General features: G+C 70.7%; 20 protein-coding genes. 13 read left to right on the top strand and 7 right to left on the bottom strand.

The genetic code is table 11. The features are described from left to right. The first annotated feature begins 215 nt into the window (after positions 1-215). The 8 genes from J8N05_RS01510 (at position 216) to J8N05_RS01475 (ending at position 10378) form a co-directional block, all read left to right on the top strand. Positions 216-1466, top strand: a complete 1251-nt coding sequence (locus tag J8N05_RS01510) for an amidohydrolase (RefSeq protein WP_210880689.1) — start codon at positions 216-218, stop codon at positions 1464-1466. 234 nt (positions 1467-1700) lie between these two features. Then, positions 1701-2780, top strand: coding sequence for a BMP family lipoprotein (locus tag J8N05_RS01505; protein ID WP_210880688.1), 1080 nt, complete (start codon positions 1701-1703; stop codon positions 2778-2780). A 422-nt stretch (positions 2781-3202) separates the two neighbouring features. Further along, positions 3203-4252: a BMP family lipoprotein gene (locus J8N05_RS01500; protein ID WP_210880687.1), complete on the top strand. Its 1050-nt coding sequence runs from the start codon at positions 3203-3205 to the stop codon at positions 4250-4252. 279 nt (positions 4253-4531) lie between these two features. Further along, complete coding sequence (locus J8N05_RS01495; protein WP_210880686.1) at positions 4532-6187, top strand: ABC transporter ATP-binding protein; 1656 nt, start codon at positions 4532-4534, stop codon at positions 6185-6187. Further along, positions 6184-7308 carry an ABC transporter permease gene (locus tag J8N05_RS01490; protein WP_210880685.1) on the top strand — a complete coding sequence of 375 codons (1125 nt, stop codon included), beginning with the start codon at positions 6184-6186 and terminating at the stop codon, positions 7306-7308. Before J8N05_RS01495 ends, J8N05_RS01490 begins: the two co-directional genes overlap by 4 nt. Then, complete coding sequence (locus J8N05_RS01485) at positions 7305-8567, top strand: ABC transporter permease (RefSeq protein WP_210880684.1); 1263 nt, start codon at positions 7305-7307, stop codon at positions 8565-8567. Before J8N05_RS01490 ends, J8N05_RS01485 begins: the two co-directional genes overlap by 4 nt. Continuing rightward, on the top strand, positions 8564-8977 hold the full coding sequence (locus J8N05_RS01480) for a cytidine deaminase (RefSeq protein ID WP_210880683.1): 414 nt from the start codon (positions 8564-8566) through the stop codon (positions 8975-8977). The genes J8N05_RS01485 and J8N05_RS01480 overlap by 4 nt, the downstream gene beginning before the upstream one ends. Before the next feature lie 117 nt (positions 8978-9094). Further along, positions 9095-10378: a thymidine phosphorylase gene (locus J8N05_RS01475; RefSeq protein ID WP_210889949.1), complete on the top strand. Its 1284-nt coding sequence runs from the start codon at positions 9095-9097 to the stop codon at positions 10376-10378. 78 nt (positions 10379-10456) lie between these two features. Here J8N05_RS01475 and J8N05_RS01470 read toward each other — a convergent pair whose 3' ends face one another. Continuing rightward, on the bottom strand, positions 10457-11377 hold the full coding sequence (locus J8N05_RS01470) for an AEC family transporter (protein ID WP_210880682.1): 921 nt from the start codon (positions 11375-11377) through the stop codon (positions 10457-10459). Positions 11378-11620: 243 nt separating this feature from the next. Between J8N05_RS01470 and J8N05_RS01465 the strand changes: the two genes are divergently transcribed. Further along, on the top strand, positions 11621-12007 hold the full coding sequence (locus J8N05_RS01465) for an STAS domain-containing protein (RefSeq protein WP_210880681.1): 387 nt from the start codon (positions 11621-11623) through the stop codon (positions 12005-12007). Here the strand turns inward: J8N05_RS01465 and J8N05_RS01460 are convergent. Beyond that, positions 11891-12913, bottom strand: a complete 1023-nt coding sequence (locus J8N05_RS01460) for a sigma-70 family RNA polymerase sigma factor (protein ID WP_210880680.1) — start codon at positions 12911-12913, stop codon at positions 11891-11893. The two genes, J8N05_RS01465 and J8N05_RS01460, sit on opposite strands and share 117 nt — an antisense overlap. A 186-nt stretch (positions 12914-13099) precedes the next feature. Beyond that, positions 13100-14407 (bottom strand): MFS transporter, encoded by a 1308-nt coding sequence (locus J8N05_RS01455; RefSeq protein WP_210880679.1) that lies wholly within the window; start codon positions 14405-14407, stop codon positions 13100-13102. A 62-nt stretch (positions 14408-14469) separates the two neighbouring features. Here J8N05_RS01455 and J8N05_RS01450 point away from each other — a divergent pair, with 62 nt between their 5' ends. Next, positions 14470-15423, top strand: coding sequence for a LysR family transcriptional regulator (locus J8N05_RS01450; protein WP_210880678.1), 954 nt, complete (start codon positions 14470-14472; stop codon positions 15421-15423). A gap of 89 nt (positions 15424-15512) precedes the next feature. Continuing rightward, positions 15513-15857, top strand: coding sequence for a hypothetical protein (locus tag J8N05_RS01445; protein ID WP_210880677.1), 345 nt, complete (start codon positions 15513-15515; stop codon positions 15855-15857). A 49-nt stretch (positions 15858-15906) separates the two neighbouring features. Here the strand turns inward: J8N05_RS01445 and J8N05_RS01440 are convergent, their stop codons facing one another. Beyond that, the gene (locus J8N05_RS01440) at positions 15907-16884 is read right to left on the bottom strand and encodes an AraC-like ligand-binding domain-containing protein (RefSeq protein ID WP_210880676.1); all 978 of its coding nucleotides are present in this window, start codon (positions 16882-16884) and stop codon (positions 15907-15909) included. 278 nt (positions 16885-17162) lie between these two features. Continuing rightward, positions 17163-17924 carry an alpha/beta hydrolase gene (locus J8N05_RS01435; protein ID WP_210880675.1) on the bottom strand — a complete coding sequence of 254 codons (762 nt, stop codon included), beginning with the start codon at positions 17922-17924 and terminating at the stop codon, positions 17163-17165. 113 nt (positions 17925-18037) lie between these two features. Between J8N05_RS01435 and J8N05_RS01430 the strand changes: the two genes are divergently transcribed. Both J8N05_RS01430 and J8N05_RS01425 read left to right on the top strand, forming a co-directional pair. Beyond that, positions 18038-19192, top strand: a complete 1155-nt coding sequence (locus tag J8N05_RS01430) for an adenosine deaminase (RefSeq protein WP_210880674.1) — start codon at positions 18038-18040, stop codon at positions 19190-19192. 125 nt (positions 19193-19317) lie between these two features. Beyond that, on the top strand, positions 19318-19668 hold the full coding sequence (locus tag J8N05_RS01425) for an ATP-binding protein (RefSeq protein ID WP_210880673.1): 351 nt from the start codon (positions 19318-19320) through the stop codon (positions 19666-19668). Between the two features lie 97 nt (positions 19669-19765). Here the strand turns inward: J8N05_RS01425 and J8N05_RS01420 are convergent, their stop codons facing one another. After that, on the bottom strand, positions 19766-19969 hold the full coding sequence (locus J8N05_RS01420; protein ID WP_107020361.1) for a PspC domain-containing protein: 204 nt from the start codon (positions 19967-19969) through the stop codon (positions 19766-19768). Between the two features lie 101 nt (positions 19970-20070). Continuing rightward, positions 20071-20637 carry a VanZ family protein gene (locus J8N05_RS01415; RefSeq protein WP_210880672.1) on the bottom strand — a complete coding sequence of 189 codons (567 nt, stop codon included), beginning with the start codon at positions 20635-20637 and terminating at the stop codon, positions 20071-20073. Positions 20638-20756: the final 119 nt, after the last annotated feature.

Genomic DNA, 20756 nt, shown 5'->3' with positions numbered 1-20756 from the left:
CCGCTCGGAGGTTTTCCCACAAGGAAGGCCGGATCCGGTATCCGCCTGGGCAGGCGTGGGAGCCGCTGGTCCGAAAAGCCGGGCGAGTGTACCCAAGCCAGTCCATTTGTATGCGCCACGCGGCTAGATTTCCTGTCCCGAACGAGTTGAAGTTTTGTTGATCGCAGGGCAGTTGGTCGTCGCGTCGCCCTACCCTTCAGAGGGTGAACCAACTGATGTCGCAAGAGTCCGAGGCCGATTCGTCCGGGGAAGCGTCGATCGGGGAGGAGCCGTCCGAGGGGGCAGCGCTTCCCGGTGTGCTGTCGGAGGCGCTGCGCGCCGAACTGGTCGCGTTCCGACGCGACTTGCACATGCACCCCGAGCTGGGCAACCAGGAGTTCCGCACCACCGCCGCGATCAAGGAGCGGCTGGAGAGGGCCGGTCTGCGGCCCCGCGTGCTCGACACCGGAACCGGGCTCATCTGTGACATCGGCGTACCGGACCCCGCGCTTCCGATGCTCGCCCTGCGCGCCGACATCGACGGACTGCCCATCCCGGACATGAAGAGCGGCTGCGCCTACCGCTCGACCGTGCCCGACCGCGCCCACGCCTGCGGACACGACGTGCACACGACCGTCGTCCTGGGCGCCGCGCTCGTCCTCGCCGACCTGTACGACCGGGGTCTCCTCGACCGGGCCGTACGCCTGATCTTCCAGCCCGCCGAGGAAGTGCTGCCCGGCGGCGCCCCCGACGTCATCAAGAACGGCGGCCTCGACGGCGTCGGCCGTATCGTCGCCGTCCACTGCGACCCGCGCGTGGACGCCGGACGCATCGGCCTGCGGTACGGGCCCATCACCTCCGCCTGCGACCGGGTCGAGGTCTCCCTGGACGGGCCCGGCGGGCACACCGCCCGGCCGCACCTGACCACCGACCTCGTCACCGCCGCCGCCCGGGTCGCCGTCGACGTGCCGGCCGTCGTCGCCCGGCGGGTCGACGCCCGCTCCGGACTCTCCCTGACCTGGGGACGCATCGAGTCGGGGCACGCCTGCAACGTGATCCCGCAGCACGCCGAACTCTCCGGGACCGTACGGTGCCTGGACCTCGCCGCCTGGCACGCCGCCCCCGACCTGGTGCACGCCGCGATCGACGAGGTCGCCACGCTCCACCGGGCCAAGTCCGAGATCAGCTACGTACGCGGGGTGCCGCCGGTCGTCAACGAGCCGGGCGCCACCGATCTGCTGCGCGCGGCGATGACCGCCCGGCTCGGGGCGAACTCCGTGGAGGACACCGAGCAGAGCCTGGGCGGGGAGGACTTCTCCTGGTACCTGGAGCAGGTGCCCGGCGCCATGGCCCGCCTCGGGGTGCGCACGCCGGGCGAGCGCACCGTGCGCGACCTGCACCAGGGTGACTTCGACGCCGACGAATCGGCCATCACGGTGGGCGTCGAGATGTTCACCGCCGCCGCCCTGCTGCAGGCGCGCGGCTGAGGGGGCGACGCCGGGCAACCGGTGATCCACGGACGAAGGGGTGCCCCGTTCGGTACCCCTTCGTCCCCTTGTGTCACTCGTACGTAACCGGCGGCGGACGTTCGTAACCGGCCGTCGGCACGAATCGATAACGGCAGTGAAGAACCCCGTTCCCCTCCCCTTCTACGCGCGTTACTGTGCGCCGCAGTCAGCGTCGGCAACGGCGCCGTTGGGGAATGTAAGGGGTGCACTCTCATGCGTCGGATCTCTCGGAGAACCAGGCTTTCTCAAGCCGCTGTCGCCGTCGCGGTCGTCGTCGTCGCGGCCTCCGGCTGCGGTGAGACCAGCAGCGACTCCTCGGGCAGCGACACCGAGTCCGGCTCAGGCTCCGGCTACAAGGGCAAGGGCATCGGGCTCGCCTACGACATCGGCGGCCGGGGAGACCAGTCCTTCAACGACGCCGCCTACAGCGGGTTCGAGAAGGCCCGCAAGGAATTCAAGATCGGCGGGAACGACATCGAGCCGAGCGACGGCGAGTCGGACGCCGACAAGGTGCAGCGGCTGACCCAGATGGCGAAGGCCGGCTACAACCCCATCGTCGGCGTCGGCTACATCTACGCCCCGGCGGTCAAGGAGGTCGCCGCCAAGTACCCGAAGACCACCTTCGCCGTCATCGACGACGCCCAGGTGCAGGCGAAGAACGTCGCCGACATGGTGTTCGCCGAGGAGCAGGCCTCCTACCTCGCCGGTGTCGCCGCCGCCAAGGCCACGAAGAAGAAGCACGTGGGCTTCATCGGCGGAGTGGACATCCCCCTCATCCACAAGTTTGAGGACGGCTTCGTCCAGGGGGTCAAGTCCGTCGACCCGAAGATCGACATCGAGAAGCGGTACCTCACCGAGAAGCCCGAGGACGGCGGGTTCTCCAACCCGAGCATGGGCAAGGAGGCCGCCAGCGGGCAGGTCGAGGCCGGCGCCGACGTGATCTACCACGCGGCCGGTCTGTCCGGCCAGGGCGTCATCCAGGAGGCCGCGGCGCAGAAGGTCTGGGCGATCGGGGTCGACTCGGACCAGTACAAGCAGAAGGCGCTCGCCGCGTCGAAGGAATGGATCCTCGGCTCCGCGCTCAAGGACGTGGGCGGCGCGGTGTACGAGGTCACGAAGTCCGTCGTGGACGGGAAGCCGCTCTCCGGTGAGCACCGGGGCGACCTGAAGTCGGGCGGGGTGGGCTTCGCCGACTCGAACCCGAAGTACAAGGAGATGACGGACGTCGTCGAGGCGGTGGAGAAGGCGAAGGAGGACATCGTGAGCGGCACGGTGACGGTCAAGACCGACTGACACCTCCGGTGTGTGCGGGTCGGGGGTGCGGGGTGGTGCGGGTAGGTCCTCGGCCGACGGCCGGTGGGGGCTGATCGCGCAGTTCCCCGCGCCCCTTGATGTGGTGGCGGTGGCGTGTTCGGCTGCCGGCCGGCAGCCGGGGCAGGGGCGCATCCCCGCTCCGGAGGGGCGCGGGGAACTGCGCGACCAGCCCCCACCGGGCCGCAGTGGACAACGCGCCCCCATCGCCCCGCCCCCGCCGAGGGACACGTACGCCCCTTGCCTCCCGCAAGGGGCGTACCACGTTCCGTAGTCTGTACGGCATCTGTGGCCACAGCTCGATAACGGACCGGACAGAAGGGGTTTTCCGTCTGGTCTACGCGCGTTACGCTGCGGCGGAACCAGCGCCTGGTACGGGCGCTTGCACTAAGGAGTCACGTTCCATGCGCCGGGTGTCCCGAATCGCTGTCGCGGGCGTTGCGACCGCTACCCTCACCGCCGCCCTCGCTGCTTGCGGCGGCACGTCCAACGACGCCGCTGACAGCGGCGACGGCAAGAGCAAGGGCATCGCCCTCGCGTACGACGTCGGCGGCAAGGGCGACCAGTCCTTCAACGACGCCGCGACCGCCGGAATGGAGAAGGCCGCCGCGGAGTTCAAGTACGGCTCCAAGGCCGTCGAGCCCACCGACGGCGAGTCCGACGCCGACAAGGTGCAGCGCCTGCAGACGCTGGCCAAGGCGGGCTACAACCCGGTGGTCGGCGTCGGCTACGCCTACGCGCCGGCGGTCGCCGAGGTCGCCGAGAAGTTCCCGAAGACCACGTTCGGCATCGTCGACGACGAGACGATCGACAAGAAGAACGTCGCCGACATGGTCTTCCACGAGGAGCAGTCCTCGTACCTCGCGGGTGTCGCCGCGGCCCTCACCACCAAGTCCAAGACCGTCGGCTTCGTCGGCGGCGTGGACATCCCGCTGATCCACAAGTTCGAGGCGGGCTACAAGCAGGGCGTCGCGGACACCAACCCGAAGGTCAAGGTCGTCTCGCAGTTCCTCACCGAGAAGGCCGAGGACGGCGGCTTCGCCAGCCCCGACAAGGGCAAGACCGCCGCCGAGGGCCAGATCGAGGACGGCGCCGACGTGGTCTACCACGCGGCCGGCCTCTCCGGTCAGGGTGTCATCGAGGCCGCCTCCGCCGCCAAGGTGTGGGCGATCGGCGTCGACTCCGACCAGTACAGCCAGGACGCCCTGAAGGCGTACAAGCAGTACATCCTCACCTCGGCCACCAAGGACGTCGCGGGCGCGGTCTACAACCTCGCCAAGTCGGTCCAGGACGGCAAGCCCGAGACGGGCGTCGTGCGCGCCTCCCTCAAGACCGGCGGCGTCGGCCTCGCGGACTCGAACCCGGAGTTCAAGGACAACGCGAAGCTGCAGGAGGCCCTGAAGAAGGCCACCGACGGCATCAACGACGGCACGATCAAGGTGAAGACCTCGTAGTAACCGTGGTCAATCAGGCGCTGTAATGGCAGCGTTACGGTCGCGAAAACGGGGTGTGGGAAGGATGGCCTTCCCGCGCCCCGTTCGCGCGGCGGATGACCCGGGTCTGTCCGGGAGGCATGGATCTGCCTGGATGTGACCGGAACATCCGACTCCGCAGTAGTTGTTGAAGCAGGGGCTCTACGCGCGTAGATCGACCCCTTCCCCAAGGAGTACGCCATCGACGCGTCCAGCAGCCCTCCGCTCGCCGCACAGTCACCGTCCCCGTCGCAGTCGCCCGTGTCGGTCGAACTCGCGGGGATCACCAAGCGCTTCCCCGGTGTCGTCGCCAACCACGACATCCACCTGTCCGTCCGCAAGGGCACCGTGCACGCCCTCGTCGGCGAGAACGGGGCAGGCAAGTCCACCCTGATGAAGATCCTCTACGGCATGCAGAAGCCGGACGAGGGCACCATCGCGGTCGACGGCGAGCAGGTCGCCTTCGCCAGCCCCGCCGACGCCATCGCGCGCGGCATCGGCATGGTCCACCAGCACTTCATGCTGGCCGACTACCTCACCGTCCTGGAGAACGTCGTCCTCGGCAGCGAGAAGCTGTACGGCATCGGCGGCGCAGCCCGCGACAAGATCAGGGAGATCTCCGACCGGTACGGCCTCGGGGTCCGCCCGGACGCCCTCGTCGAGGACCTCGGCGTCGCCGACCGCCAGCGCGTGGAGATCCTCAAGGTCCTCTACCGCGGCGCCCGCATCCTGATCCTGGACGAGCCCACCGCCGTCCTCGTGCCGCAGGAGGTCGACGCGCTCTTCGACAACCTCCGCGAGCTCAAGGCCGAGGGCCTGTCCGTCATCTTCATCTCCCACAAGCTGGGCGAGGTCCTGTCGGTCGCCGACGAGATCACCGTCATCCGCCGCGGCACGACGGTCGGCACGGCCGTCCCCGCCGAGACCACCTCCCGGCAGCTCGCCGAGATGATGGTCGGCAGCGAACTGCCCACCCCCGAGACCGCCGAGTCGACGGTCACCGACAAGCCCGTCATCCAGGTCGAGGGCCTCACCGTGTACGCGGCGGGCGGCGCCTCCCTCGGCGAGACCGGCACCGTCGGCGACGCCCCGGCCGCCGGATCGCTCGCGGGCGACGCGGCGGGCGGCGACGCCAAGCGCGTCCTGGACGACGTCACCTTCACCATCCACGCCGGTGAGGTCATGGGCATCGCCGGGGTCGAGGGCAACGGCCAGACCGAACTGGTCGACGCCCTGATCGGCCTCAAGAACGCCGACTCGGGCACCCTGCGCTTCATCGGCGAGGAGATCACCTCCTGGCCCACCCGCAGGCGCCGCGAACAGGGCGTCGGCTACATCCCCGAGGACCGCCACCGCCACGGCCTGCTCCTCGAAGCCCCGCTGTGGGAGAACCGCATCCTGGGCCACGTCACCGAGAAGCCCAACGCCAAGGGCAGGTGGCTCGACATCAAGGGCGCCCAGGCCGACACCCGCCGCATCGTCGAGGAGTACGACGTCCGGACGCCCGGCATCGACGTCACGGCGGCCTCCCTGTCCGGCGGCAACCAGCAGAAGCTGATCGTCGGCCGCGAGATGAGCCACAAGCCGCGCTTCCTGATCGCCGCCCACCCCACCCGCGGTGTGGACGTCGGCGCGCAGGCCGCGATCTGGGACCAGATCCGCGAGGCCCGCCGCGAGGGCCTCGCCGTGCTGCTCATCTCAGCCGACCTGGACGAGCTGATCGGCCTCTCCGACACCCTCCGGGTGATCTACAACGGCCGGCTCGTCGCGGACGCCGACCCGGCCACCATCACTCCGGAGGAGCTGGGTTCGGCCATGACGGGCGCCGCCTCCGGCCACCTGGAGCACGTGGAGCAGGCAGAGCGCGAAGAGCACGCAGCGCAGGCAGAGGAAGCCCCGGAGGACGAGGCCCGATGAAGAAGTTCGACAAGGAGCGAGTGCTCCTCGCGGTGGCCGGACCGGTCATCGCGCTCGTGGCGGCCGTGGTGCTGACCTCGTTCGTGCTGCTCGCCTCGGGCAAGAGCCCGATCGAGCCGTACACCCTGATGTTCGAGCAGGCCGGTTTCGCCGACGTCCAGGTCCTGATCATCAACCAGGCCGGCGTCTACTACCTCGCCGCCCTCGCGGTCGCCGTCGGCTTCCGGATGAACCTCTTCAACATCGGCGTCGACGGCCAGTACCGCCTCGCCGCCATGATGACCGCGGTCGTCGGCGCGCACGTCTCGCTGCCCGCCGCCCTGCAGATCCCGTTCCTGATGCTGATCGCCGTGCTCACCGGCGCCTTCTGGGCCGGTATCGCGGGTGTCCTGAAGGTGACCCGCGGAGTGAGCGAGGTCGTCGCGACGATCATGCTCAACGCCATCGCCACCAGCCTCATCGGCTACCTCACCCTCACCGAGGTCTGGGGCCAGCCGCTCGGCAACAACCAGACCACCGGCGTGATGAAGGAGTCCGGCTGGTTCCCCGGCTTCGACATGGGCGACGCGGGCGAGATCTACGGCTTCACCCTGATCGCCGTACTCGCCGGTGTCCTGTACTGGCTGGTCCTCAACCGCACCCGCTTCGGCTTCGACCTGCGCGCCACCGGCGCCTCCGAGACCGCGGCCGCCGCCTCCGGCGTGGACGCCAAGCGCATGGTCCTCACCGCGATGCTCATCTCCGGCGGCATGGCGGGCCTCGCCGGCCTGCCGATCCTCCTCGGCGACGCCCACACCTACAGCCTGTCCTTCCCGACGGGCCTCGGCTTCACCGGCATCACCATCGCGCTGCTCGGCCGCAACAACCCGGTCGGCATCGCCTTCGCCGCCCTGCTGGTCGCCTTCCTCGACAAGGCCTCGCCCGCCCTCGACTACGCGACCCCGGTGGCGTACGACAAGGAGATCGCGGTGATCATGCAGGGTCTCATCGTGATCGCGGTCGTCGTCTCCTACGAGGCCGTACGCGTCTGGGGCCTGCGCCGCCAGCAGCGGCGCGTCGGTGCCGAACTGGCCGCTGCCGCCGCCAACGACAACTCCAAGAAGGAGGTGGCTGCCCGATGAGCACCTCGACCGTCGCCAAGCCGCAGGCGCCGAAGCCCGCCCGGGGCCGCCGCCGTATCTCGCTCCCGGTCCTGCTCCTGCTCATCGCGGGCCTGCTGGTCCTCGTCTCCGTCGTCCGCCTCATCACCGACGCGAACGGCATCACCTCCACCGGCCAGATGTCCACCGCCCTGCGCCTGGCCGTACCGATCGGCCTCGCGGGACTCGGCGGACTGTGGGCCGAGCGCGCGGGCGTCGTCAACATCGGCCTCGAAGGCATGATGATCCTCGGCACCTGGTTCGGCGCCTGGGCCGGCTTCCAGTGGGGCCCGTGGACCGGTGTCGCCTTCGGCATCATCGGCGGCGCGCTCGGCGGTCTGCTGCACGCGATCGTCACCGTGACCTTCAACGTCAACCACATCGTCTCCGGTGTGGCCATCAACATCCTGGCCCTCGGCGCCACCCGCTATCTGTCGACCTTCGCCTTCGAGGGCGAGGAGGGCGGTACGTCGAAGCAGTCGCCGCCCGTCGACTCGCTCGGCACCTTCGACATCCCGGGGCTCTCGGACTGGCTCCAGACGCTGAACGGCAAGCACTGGTTCCTGGTCTCCGACCTCGCCGGTCTGGTCGGCGGCCTCTTCACCGACCTGTCGCCGCTCACCGTGATCGCCGTCCTGCTCGTCCCGGTCACCTGGTGGGTGCTGTGGCGCACCTCCTTCGGGCTGCGGCTGCGCTCCTGCGGCGAGAACCCGGTGGCCGCGGAGTCGCTCGGCGTCAACGTCTACAAGTACAAGTACCTGGCCGTGGTCATCTCCGGCGGCTTCGCCGGACTCGGCGGCGCGTTCCTCTCCCTGGTCGCCTCCAACATCTACCTGGAGGGCCAGACCGGCGGGCGCGGCTACATCGGTCTCGCCGCGATGATCTTCGGCAACTGGATGCCGGGCGGACTCGCCCTGGGCGCGGGCCTGTTCGGCTACACCGACAGCCTCAAGCTCCGCGGCGGCGGCACCAACGTCCACGCGCTGCTCCTCCTGCTGGCGCTGCTCCTGATCATCGGCGCGGCGTACTTCGTCTGGAAGAAGCGGTACGTCCACGCGGCGATCACCGGTGTCCTCGGAGTCCTGGTCTTCCTCTGGTACGCCACCACCAACGAGGTCCCGAACCAGGTCGTCACCGCGACCCCGTACGTCGTCACGCTGCTGGTCCTCGCGCTCTCCGCGCAGCGCCTGCGGATGCCGAAGGCGGACGGCATGCCGTACCGGCGAGGGCAGGGCAAGTGACGGCGGCCGGGACCGGGCCGGCCGAGGTCGACTGGAAGGCCCTGCGGGAGGTGGCGCGCGAGGCGATGTCCCGCGCGTACGCCCCCTACTCGGGCTACCCGGTCGGGGTCGCGGCCCTGGTCGACGACGGCCGGGTGATCTCCGGCTGCAACGTGGAGAACGCCTCGTACGGACTCGGCCTGTGCGCCGAGTGCGGGCTGGTCTCGCAGCTCCAGAACACCGGGGGAGGCCGGCTCACGCACTTCACGTGCGTGGACGGCCACGGCGAGATCCTCGTCCCGTGCGGCCGCTGCCGCCAGCTCCTGTACGAGTTCGGCGGCCCCGATCTCATTCTGGAGACCCCGGCCGGCCTCCTCCCGCTCTCCGAGATGCTCCCGCAGGCCTTCGGCCCGGACCACCTCACCAGGTGATCCACGGGCGGCTCCCGGAGAGCTCCGGGGGCCGCCGCACTGCTCGCACCACCGCATTACTTGCACCACTTGCACTACTTGCACTACTTGCACTACCGAAGGGAAGCCATGACCGCGTTGTCGATGGACGCCATCTCCGTGATCCGCACCAAGCGGGACCGCGGCGAGCTGAGCGACGGGCAGATCGACTGGGTCATCGACGCGTACACGCGCGGTGAGGTCGCCGACTACCAGATGGCCGCCCTCAACATGGCGATCCTGCTCAACGGCATGAACCGCCGGGAGATCGCCACCTGGACCGCCGCGATGATCGCCTCCGGCGAGCGCATGGACTTCTCGTCCCTGTCCCGCCCGACGGCCGACAAGCACTCCACGGGCGGCGTCGGCGACAAGATCACGCTCCCGCTCGCGCCCCTCGTGGCGGCCTGCGGCGCGGCCGTCCCGCAGCTGTCCGGCCGGGGCCTCGGCCACACCGGCGGCACCCTCGACAAGCTGGAGTCGGTCCCGGGCTGGCGCGCGGCGCTCTCGAACGACGAGATGCTCTCCGTCCTGGACTCGGTCGGCGCGGTGATCTGCGCGGCGGGCGACGGCCTGGCCCCCGCGGACAAGAAGCTCTACGCGCTGCGTGACGTGACCGGCACGGTCGAGGCGATCCCGCTGATCGCCTCCTCGATCATGTCGAAGAAGATCGCGGAGGGTACGGGCTCGCTCGTCCTGGACGTGAAGGTCGGCAGCGGCGCCTTCATGAAGACCATCGAGGACGCCCGCGAGCTGGCCTCCACGATGGTGGGCCTGGGCACGGACCACGGCGTACGGACGGTCGCGCTCCTCACCGACATGTCCACCCCGCTCGGCCTGACCGCCGGCAACGCCCTGGAGGTCCGCGAGTCGGTCGAGGTCCTGGCCGGCGGCGGCCCGTCCGACGTCGTGGAACTCACCCTCGCCCTGGCCCGCGAGATGCTGGACGCGGCGGGCATCAAGGACGCCGACCCGGCGAAGGCACTGGCCGACGGCTCGGCGATGGACGCGTGGCGCCGCATGATCGCGGCCCAGGGCGGCGACCCGGACGCCCCGCTCCCCACGTCCCGCGAACAGCACGTCGTCAAGGCCCCGGCCTCCGGTGTCCTGACCCGCCTGGACGCGTACGACATCGGCGTCGCCGCCTGGCGCCTGGGCGCGGGCCGCGCCCGCAAGGAGGACCCGGTGCAGGCCGCCGCGGGCATCGAACTCCACGCCAAGCCCGGCGACACGGTGACCGAGGGCCAGCCCCTCCTCACCCTCCACACGGACACCCCGGAACGCTTCGACTACGCCCTGGAGGCGGTGACGGACGCGTACGACGTGACGACCCCCGGCACGGAGTTCAAGACGCCACCGGTGGTGCTGGAACGTATCGCCTGAGGCGATTGAAGCGGATCGCGGAACGGGACCGGTGGACGACCACCGGTCCCGTTCCGCGATCCGGCGCTGTCGAGGGCGTCATCCCAGCAGCGCCGCGATCACCACCAGCACCGGTACCGCCAGCATCGTCGACAGCAGGATCGACTCGCGGGCCAGGACCTCGCCGACGCGGTAGCGCGAGGCGTAGGTGAAGAGGTTCTGGGCGGCCGGCAGGGCCGAGGTGACGACCACGTCCAGCAGGTGCTCGCCCCGCAGGCCGAAGACACCCGCCGCCAGTGCCCAGGCCGCCAGGGGCTGGCCCACGGACTTCAGGGCGACGGAGAGCAGTACGGGTGCCCGGTCCGGCCCGCGGCCCGGCATCGTGCTGCCGCACAGGGAGATGCCGAAGGCGAGCAGCACGGCCGGTACGGACATGTTGCCGATCAGGGTCAGCGGGTCCATGACGGGCCCCGGGACGGTCAGCCCCGTCGCCGAGACGGCCACCCCGGCCAGTGAGCCGATCCCGACGGGGTTGCGCAGGGGAGCGGTGACCTGACGCCAGAGGGGCTGCTTCTCGCCCGCGCCCGACAGGTCGAGGACCGTCAGCGCGACCGGTGTCATCACGATCTGCTGGAACAGCAGGACCGGCGCGACGAGTGAGGCGTCCCCGAGGACGTACACGGCGATCGGGATACCGAGATTGCCCGCGTTGACGTAGCTGGAGCAGAGCGCGCCGATCGTCGTACGGCCCACGCCCCAGCGGCGTACGGCACCGACCGCGACGAAGATCCCGGCCACGGCGAACGTGCTGATCGCCGTCACCAGCAGCCGGTTCGACAGGATCACCGACAGGTCGGCCCGCGCGAGGGTCGTGAAGAGCAGCGCGGGCGTGGCGACGTGGAAGGCGAGCTTGGTCAGCACCTCCCGTCCGTTGTCGCCGAGATACCCCCGACGCCCGATCAGATAGCCGACCGCGATGACGACGGCGATGACGGCGAACCCGTTCAGCACCCCCTGCACGACGCCTCCCGCGGGCCCGGTGATTCATGGGTCATACACCCAACCCTAGGGCCGGGGGGAGCCCCCACCGGCTGTGGGGCTCCCCGTCACCGCATGGGGGCTCCGCCCCCTCGCCCCCGCTCGCGCAGTTCCCCGCGCCCCTTGGGGCCCGCCTTCAAGGGGCGCGGGGAACGGCGCGGCCAGCCCCCACCGACCCGCACCCGACGGATCGCCCAGCCGACCGCAGGTCGCAACGCTCAAGCGATGAGTTCCGCGCCCCGCCCCGGTCTACCGCACGTGGACGCCACGACACCCCCCGTACTCGTACTGCCCGGCCCCGTCACCAAGGACGACGTGCCGAGGCTCTGCGAAGCCGTGCGCGCACGGCTGCAGGACACCACGGCCCACGTCGTCGTCTGCGACGTCGCGGACCTGGGCCCACCGGGCCTGACGACCGTCGACGCCCTGGCCAGGATGCAGCTCGCGGCCCGCCGCGCCGGAGGCCGCCTCAGACTCCGCTCCCCGGACCCCGCCCTACGCGCGCTGCTCGCCCTCGTCGCCCTGCCCTTCGAGCTGGAGCGGCAGCCCGAACAGCGGGAACCACCGCTGCGTGTCGAGGAAGCAGTGGAACCCCGTGATCCGCCCCTCTGAGATCTCCAGGACCTGCACGGCCCACGCCGTACGGCCACCCGTCTCGGGATCCGGCTTGTACTGGGCGAAGCCCGGCAGTCCGTTCACCGCGACCGGCACCAGATGGGAGTCCGCGCAGGCCGCACCGAGCGTCGTCATGAAGCCCGTGATGTCCGCGGGCCCGGTCAGCCACAGGTCGAACGGCGGCATCGTCATCACGGCGTCCTCGTGCAGGAGGGCCGTCAGCGCCGCCATGTCGTACCCCTCGAAGGCGGCCACATAGCGATCGAGCAGCTTCTGCTGCTCCTCGTCGAGCGGATCGGAGGTGACGGCCCGCGCCGCCGCGCTCCCGTCGCCGCTCTCCGAGAGCGTCGCACGCGCCCGCTGCAGCGCGCTGTTCACGGAGGCGACCGTCGTGCCGAGCAACTCGGCCACCTCGCTCGCCTTCCACGCCAGCACCTCACGCAGGATGAGCACGGCCCGCTGCTTGGGCGGCAGCTGCTGCAGGGCGGCCATGAAGGCGAGACGCACCGACTCCTTGGCGACGGCGGCCTCGGCCGGGTCGGCGACCGTCGGCAGCACGCGCGCGTCCGGCATCGGCTCCAGCCAGGTGTTGTCCGCGCGCGGCGTCAGGGCGGCCTGCGCGAGGGGCGTCGAGTCCGTCAGATCCATCGGCCGGGCCCGTTTGTTGCCGGCGGTCAGCATGTCCAGGCAGACGTTCGTCGCGATCCGGTACAGCCACGAACGCATCGAGGAGCGGCCCTCGAACTTGTCGTAGCTGCGCCAGGCGCGCACCAGCGTGTCCTGCACCGCGTCCTCGGCCTCGAAGGACGAGCCGAGCATGCGGTAGCAGTACCCCGTCAGCTCGACCCGGTGCTTCTCCAGCCGGACATCGAGGTCTTCCACCGTCGCCGTACCGTCGCTCATGGCCAACCCACCCCTGTGGCTCTGTCCGTCGCACAGACGCCGCCCCATTGCGGCACCGACACCCCGGAAGCTACCGCAGCCCACTGACAATGGCCCCCCGAGACGGAAAAGGTGCAGGTCAGGACAGTTACTGTCCTGACCTGCACCCCCATGTACGCCGGTTGCCCCCGGGGAGCCCCGGGTGTGTCAGTGCTGCACCGCCACCAGCCGCCGCTGCGTCCGGGCCGCGTGCGAGCCGATCACCGTGATCCCCACGACCCCGACCACCGCCAGCAGGCCGAGCGCGACCGTCCCGGCCCAGCCGCCGGAGTGGTAGGCGACCGCGCCGAGCGTGCCGCCCGCGCTGGAGCCCAGGTAGTAGGCGGACTGGTACAGCGCCGAGGCCTGGGCGCGGCCCTGCTTCGCCGTGTGGCTGACGGAGGAGGACGCCACCGCGTGCCCGGCGAAGAACCCGGCTGTGATCAGCACAAGACCGAGCAGCACGAACGGCAGCGAGTCGGCCAGCGACACCAGCAGACCCGCGGTCGTCGTGGCGCCCGCGAGATACAGCGCGCCGCGCCGACCGAGACGGCCCACCAGCTTTCCGGCGGTCGACGCCGAGACCGTACCGACCAGGTAGACCAGGAAGATCGAGCCGATGAGGCCCTGCGGGAGGGAGAACGGGGCGTCGGTGAGGCGGTAGCCGATCACCGTGTAGACGGCGCCGAACACCGTCATGAACAGCGCGCCGATCGCGTACAGCCTGCGCAGCAGCGGGTTCGCGAGGTGATCCCGGACCGTGCGGACCAGCGCCGTGGGGCGCAGCGACGCCGCCTTGAAGTGCCGGGGCGCCGGGAGCAGCAGCCGGAAGGCGACCGCGCAGCCCACCGCGATCACGCCGATCGTCCCGACGGCGACCCGCCAGCCCCACTCCTGCGCGACCCAGCCGGTGATGACCCGGCCGCTCATCCCGCCGACGCTGTTGCCCGCGACGAACAGGCCGATGGCGGTGATCAGTGCCTTCGGCCGTACCTCCTCCGCCAGGTACGCCGTCGCCGAGGCCGGCAGTCCGGCCAGCGCCGCGCCCTGGACGGCCCGCAGCGCGACCAGCCAGCCGACCGAGGGGGCGAAGGGCACGAGCAGACCGACGGTCACCGCGACCGCGAGGGACGCCGTCATCAACGTACGCCGTCCGAATCGCTCGGAGAGCGCGCTCAGCGGCAGGACGAACAGGGCCAGTGCGCCGGTCGCCGCCGACACCGTCCAGCTCGCGGTGCTCGCCGTGACCCCGAAGTCGTGCGAGATCAGGGGGAGGAGGGCCTGGGTGGAGTAGAGGAGCGCGAAGGTCGCGACACCGGCGAGGAACAGGGCGAAGCTCATCCGGCGGTAGCCGGGCCCGCCCGGGGTCAGCCGGGTGTCGACGGGGACCACGTCGGTGGGGACGACGGCTTCGGAGGGAGTGGCGGCGGAGGGGGCGACCACGCTGGTGGACGCCCCGGTACTGGCGGAAGGCATGTTTCGAACCTAAAGTCCTCCTCGTCATCCGTCCAATGCATGGAATCGCCATAATCGTTCCCGTGATGCATCAGCAGAGGTCAGAAGGTCGCCTGTCACCGTCCGGTGACACAGAAGACATCGTCGCCGTGCTCGCCCCGCGGCTGGCGTACTTCGCCGGGGTCGCCCGCACCGAGCATGTGACGCGGGCCGCGCAGGAGATGCAGGTCCCGCAGTCGACGCTGTCCCGGGCGATGGTCCGCCTCGAACAGGACCTGGGCGTGGACCTCTTCGCCCGCCGCGGCCGCACGGTCTCCCTCACCCCGGCCGGCCGCACGTTCCTCGGTTCCGTCGAACGGGCGCTCGCCGAGATCGAGCGGGCCGCCGACGAGGTACGGGCCGACGCCGACCCCACCACCGGCAAGGTCGCCTTCGGCTTTCTGCACACCATGGGCTCCGAGACGGTCCCGGCGCTGATCCGGGCCTTCCGCGTCGACCATCCCCGCGTGCGCTTCAGCCTCGTCCAGAACTACGGCGAGGCGATGATCGAGCGCCTGCGCTCCGGCGAACTCGACCTCTGCCTCACGTCCCCCGTCCCGGACGCCCCCGACCTGGTGGGCCGCCGTCTGGACGAGCAGAAGCTCCGCCTGGTGGTCCCGGCCGACCACCGCCTGGCCTCGCGCCGCCGTATCCGTCTCGCCGAGGCCGCCGACGAGGCTTTCGTGACCCTGGAACCGGGCTACGGCCTGCGCCGCATCACCGACGACCTCTGCCGGCAGGCGGGCTTCCGCCCCCGGATCGCCTTCGAGGGCGAGGAGGCCGAGACCCTGCGCGGCCTGGTGGCGGCGGGCCTGGGCGTGGCCCTCCTGCCGCCGCCGGCCGTCCCCCGCCCGGGCGTGGTGGAACTGACGGTCACCGCCCCCCGCGCGGCCCGCGAGATCGGGGTCGCCTGGCTGGACGGCCACCCGGACACACCCCCGGTGGCGGCCTTCAAGAAGTTCCTGCTGTCGAGAAGGGGCAATCTGCTCCCGGAGTGAGGGGGCCGGTTTCGCTCCGCCACGGTGGCCGGGACCGGTCGTTACCTCGCCCCGGCCGGGCCGTTGGACGGATCATGAATACCTCGCGCATGACCAGGACATTGGGCGCTCTGATCGCCACCGCCCTGCTGGCACTCTTCGTGCCCGCCACCACCGCCCACGCCGCCGAGTGCGGGGTCCGCTCCGACGGCCGTCTGTACTGCGGCAACACCGTGGGCGCGAAGGGCTACGCGGACCGCTCCTACCGCTCGGCCACCCGCGGCACGCTCAACACCGGGTTCAACTGGTTCGTGTGCTGGGGCCACGGCGACCCGCACCAGGGCCAGAACGACATCTGGTACTGGACCCAGCTCGACAACGGCGCCTGGGGCAACGTCCCGGCCGTCTCGCTGAAGACCGGTCAGGACCCGGCGTCCGGCCTGCGCCAGTGCTGAGGCCGTAGTCCGCTCCGGCTGCCGTACGACCGCGGTCGTACGGCAGCCCTCACCCGGAGAGGCGCGGGCCGCCGGGGCCGTTCTGGTCGCGCCAGGCCCGGGGCGAGATCCCGTAGGCCCGCTTGAACACCTTGCTGAAGTGGGTCGCGTCCACGAAGCCCCATCGTCGGCCGATCGCCGCGACGGTCCGCAGCCGGCCGCTCGGGCCGGCCAGCTCCCGTCTGCATTCGGCCAGGCGGAGTGCGCGGATCCAGTCTCCGAGGCTGATGCCCGACCGGGACAGCACGGCGTAGAGATGGCGTACGGAGATTCCGTGCGCGGCGGCGATCCGTGCCGCCGACAGGTCGGGGTCGGCCAGGTGCGCCCGGATCCAGTGGGTGATCCGCAGGCTCAGTGTCGCCTCCAGCGGCTCCCTGGCCCGGCGGGCGTCACCGTGCTGGGACGCCAGGACGGCCCGGAGCAGTTCGATGCTCGGTTCCACGACGGCGTCCGCGTGCGCGCCCTGCTGCAGGGTGTCGTCGGCGGCCAGCCTGGAGAAGTAGGTGGAGGCGAGGCGCGCGACGGGATTGCCGGGGCCCAGGGTGACCGCGGTGACGTCCCGTAACAGCCGCTCGGGGAGCGCGAGCGCGGCGCGGGGGAGACGGAAGAAGTGGTGGTCGACCCCCTCGTCGAAGAGGAGCGTGTAGGGAGCGACCGATTCGTACACGGCGAAGTCTCCCGGCCCCAGCAGGCATTCGCGGCCGTTCTGCACCACCAGGCTGGTGCCCGTCATCTGCAGACCGAGGAAGACGAGCGGTTCCTCGTCCTTCCGGGCCAGTTGCTCGGTCCGGCGGACGGTGACCGCGGTCGCCCGCGCCGAAAGGACCCTGAGGGGCCCGAAGGTGCCGAGCCCGATGCGGACGGAGATGTCCTCCGCCGGGACGGGATGGTCGATGTCGACCGCCACCACGGATTCCCACACCGCGTGCCGGACCACTTCCTCCCGGTCCTGCGGCGGCATGGACGCGGTGTCCAGAACAGGGCTCATGAGGCGAGCCGTCGTCTGTGTCGGTCGTCGGGCCGTTCCCCCACCAGACACCCCTCCAAATGGACGGTTTCCGGCGTCAGTTTGACAGGATCCGTCATTTCCGCGCAACGGCTTCGGCCGGCGTTTGCGCAGGTCCTGTCGATGGACGGGGGGAGCGGAATTGCTCGGCAAAGAAGTACATGCCTGCTGAATGAAGAATTCCACCGCCGTTCTTCCCACTGTTCCGCGGCTCGGCGCACCAGCGGCAGGAACACCGCGCAGACAATCTCCTCCAGGACCTAGCGCCGGAGCGACCGTCCGAAACCGGACGCGAGCGGCATCCGCAGGCCCAGCGGCGGCGGAGCCGCGAGCGCGTCCTCCACGGGGCGCGAGAACGCCCGCCCGAACAGCGCCCCCATCACGAAGTCCTCGGCGAGCGCGTGCACTTCGTCGCGGAACGCGTGCAGCGCGTGCCGGTCCGAGTGCACCTCGAACCGGCAGATGTCCCGGTTCGCCTTCTTGGCCCGCGCCGCGAGCCGGAACGACAACTCGGGGTCGGTCCGCTGGTCGTTGGTGCCGTGCACGATCAGCACTCGCCGCCCCGCGAGCTGTTTCACCGGTTCGGGCGGTGCCGCGACATCGTCCTCGGGCAGCCAGGGGGACAGCGCCAGCACGGAGTTGACGGCGTCATGGCCTCCCGCGCGCAGCGCGGCCCGCCCGCCCATGTCCACGCCCGCGAGGCAGACGGGCACGTCCCCGTACCGCCGTACGACCTCGTCCGCGGCCCACGCGGCGTCCTGCGCCAGATGCGCCTCGCTCCCGTTCCAGCCGCGGAACCGGTAGTGCACCACGTGCACCGCCAGCCCCTCCGTGCGTCCCGCGCGTGTGAGCCGGCGGCCCAACGCCCTGACGGACGCGGCCGCCAGCATCGGTGAAGGTCTGCGGGACGAGGTCTCCTCGCCGCCCGGCAGCAGCAGCACCACGCCGCTCACCGCCGTCGGCTCCGTGCCGAGTGCCCGCCCCAGCCGTGCCGTGCGAACCGGCGTCGCTTGCTGTGCCATGACAAAACAGTGTCAGAAGTCATGGTGTACGCCATCCGTCCGCACGGTCACCGTTACATATCGACGGATCCGCGCAAGGAGATATCTACGCGCGTAGGAGTTAGAGTGCGGAAATGACGAGCCAGACCAAGAACACCCCGAGCTCGGAGCAGATCCGCCGGGCGCCGAAGGTCCTGCTGCACGATCACCTGGACGGCGGCCTGCGCCCCGGGACGATCGTCGACCTCGCCCGTGACACGGGCTATACGGGCCTCCCGGAGACGGACGCCGACAAGCTCGGCATCTGGTTCCGCGAAGCCGCCGACTCCGGTTCGCTGGAGCGGTACTTGGAGACCTTCGCGCACACCTGCGCCGTCATGCAGACCCGCGAGGCGCTGGTCCGCGTCGCCGCCGAGTGCGCCGAGGACCTTGCCCAGGACGGCGTCGTCTACGCCGAGGTGCGGTACGCGCCCGAGCAGCACCTCGAAGCCGGGCTCACCCTCGAAGAGGTCGTCGAGGCCGTCAACGAGGGCTTCCGGGAGGGCGAGCGGCTGGCCCGCGAGAACGGCCACCGCATCCGCGTCGGCGCCCTGCTCACCGCCATGCGGCACGCGGCCCGCGCCCTGGAGATCGCCGAACTGGCCAACCGCTACCGGGATCTGGGCGTCGTCGGCTTCGACATCGCGGGCGCCGAGGCGGGCTTCCCGCCCACCCGCCACCTGGACGCCTTCGAGTATCTGAAGCGGGAGAACAACCACTTCACGATCCACGCGGGCGAGGCCTTCGGGCTCCCCTCCATCTGGCAGGCGCTCCAGTGGTGCGGCGCCGACCGGCTGGGCCACGGCGTGCGCATCATCGACGACATCCAGGTGCAGGACGACGGCACGGTGAAACTGGGCCGCCTCGCCTCGTACGTACGCGACAAGCGGGTGCCGCTGGAGCTGTGCCCCAGTTCCAACCTCCAGACGGGCGCCGCCGACTCGTACGCCGAGCACCCCATCGGGCTGCTGCGGCGGCTGCACTTCCGGGCGACCGTGAACACCGACAACCGTCTGATGTCCGGCACCAGCATGAGCCGCGAATTCGAGCACCTTGTCGACGCTTTCGGCTATTCGCTCGACGACATGCAGTGGTTCACAGTCAATGCGATGAAATCAGCATTCATTCCTTTCGATGAACGACTGGCCATGATCAATGACGTGATCAAGCCCGGTTATGCCGAGCTTAAATCCGAATGGCTGTTCCAGCAGACCGCCTCCACCAGCGGTTCTGTGCGCGAAGAGGGCTGAAATCGCAGGACGGGAAGCGGCCGGGGGATGACGACTCGGCCGCTTTTCGATGTTTGCGGGGCGCGCTCGCACGTGATTACCGTTTCGGACCGCTCGAATCCCCGTCACAGCATGCAAGGACGAAGATGAAGCAGTCTGCTGCCAAAACCCTCGGTGTCGCCGCTCTCGGTGCCGCCTTCGCCGCCGCCGGAGCCGGCGCCGCCAACGCCGCTCCCGCGCTCCCCGAGGTCCCGGCGCTCGGCAACGCCACCAGCACGCTGCCGGTCGACGGACTCGCCTCGGCCCTGCCCGGGACGGGCGAGGCGGTCACCCAGGGCCAGAACGCGCTCGGCAGTGCCGTCACCGCCGCCCAGCCGGCCGTCGCGAACCTCCTCGCCGAGGGTCCCGCCGCGCCCGTCGCCGGTCTGCTCGGCGGACTGCCCGTCCAGGGCCTGCCCACGCACGGCGCGCCGGTCAACGGCATCCCGCTGGGCTGACCCGGCCCGCACCGCCTTCGTACGCGCCGATGGGGCGCACCCCCGCTCGGGTGCGCCCCATCGGCGTGCTCAGGTGCGCGTCACCAGGCCGTACGCGTCACCAGGCCGTGCGGGTCGCCTTGCCCTCGGCGGGGAAGAGGATCCACAGCGCTATGTAGAGCAGGAACTGCGGGCCGGGCAGCAGGCAGGAGACCAGGAAGATCACGCGCATCGTGGTCGCGGAGGTGCCGAAGCGCCGAGCCAGCGCGGCGCACACTCCGCCGATCATCCGGCCGTCGGTCGGGCGGGCAAGGCGGTTCATTGCGACTCCTTCGTGAGCGTCGTCGGACGGGTCCGGGGCTTCCCGTGCGGTCGCCCCGTCTGACATCCACAGTACGGACACGAAGAGTCACGGGCGTCACTCTATGGAGCGATACCGACCCTGGGAATCGTCGGGGTCAGACCCTGAGTCGACTCCTCCACCGCTTCCCTGCGGCGCAGTGCGGCGGCCCGGCGACGCAGCAGGGCGCGGCGGCGCAGCGCGGCCCGGCCGGCGGGCACGAAGGCCAGATGGGCCAGTGCCACGCCCACGGTGTTGAGCAGCAGCGAGTCGACGTCGACGACCTGGCCGGGCACCCCGGTCTGCAGGAGTTCGATGCCCAGCGACAGCAGCGCGCCCGCGGCGACCGTCCGCATCAGGGACAGCAGCGGAGAGACGGAGAGCCGGCCGCCCGCGAGGGGCAGCAGCACCCCGAGCGGGGCGAGCAGCAGCAGCCCCTTGCCGATGGCGCGGGCCGCCGCCTCGGGGCCCATCGCCAGATCGGCCCTGATGCCGGCGAACGGCCGCAGGTTCGCCGCGCTCACCCAGGGCACGTCCAGGGGCCGCAGCGTGACCCAGGCGACAAGCGCGAGATGTGCGACGAGGAGGAGACCTCCCGTCGCACGGACGCGGTTCACGGCGGTTCCGCCGTTCGAGCCTTGACGCTGCACGACCCCAAGGACGCGGCCACCGGCAGGATCGGTTCCGTGTGACGGCGGCGCTTGCCCCGCACGGGTGAGGCGTGCGCCACAGACGGGCTCCGGCCGACCGTTTCAGGACAGCCCCGCAG

The sequence above is a fragment of the Streptomyces liliiviolaceus genome (genome assembly GCF_018070025.1).
GTDB lineage: Bacteria > Actinomycetota > Actinomycetes > Streptomycetales > Streptomycetaceae > Streptomyces > Streptomyces liliiviolaceus.
This window is presented reverse-complemented; position numbering and strand designations above follow the sequence as displayed.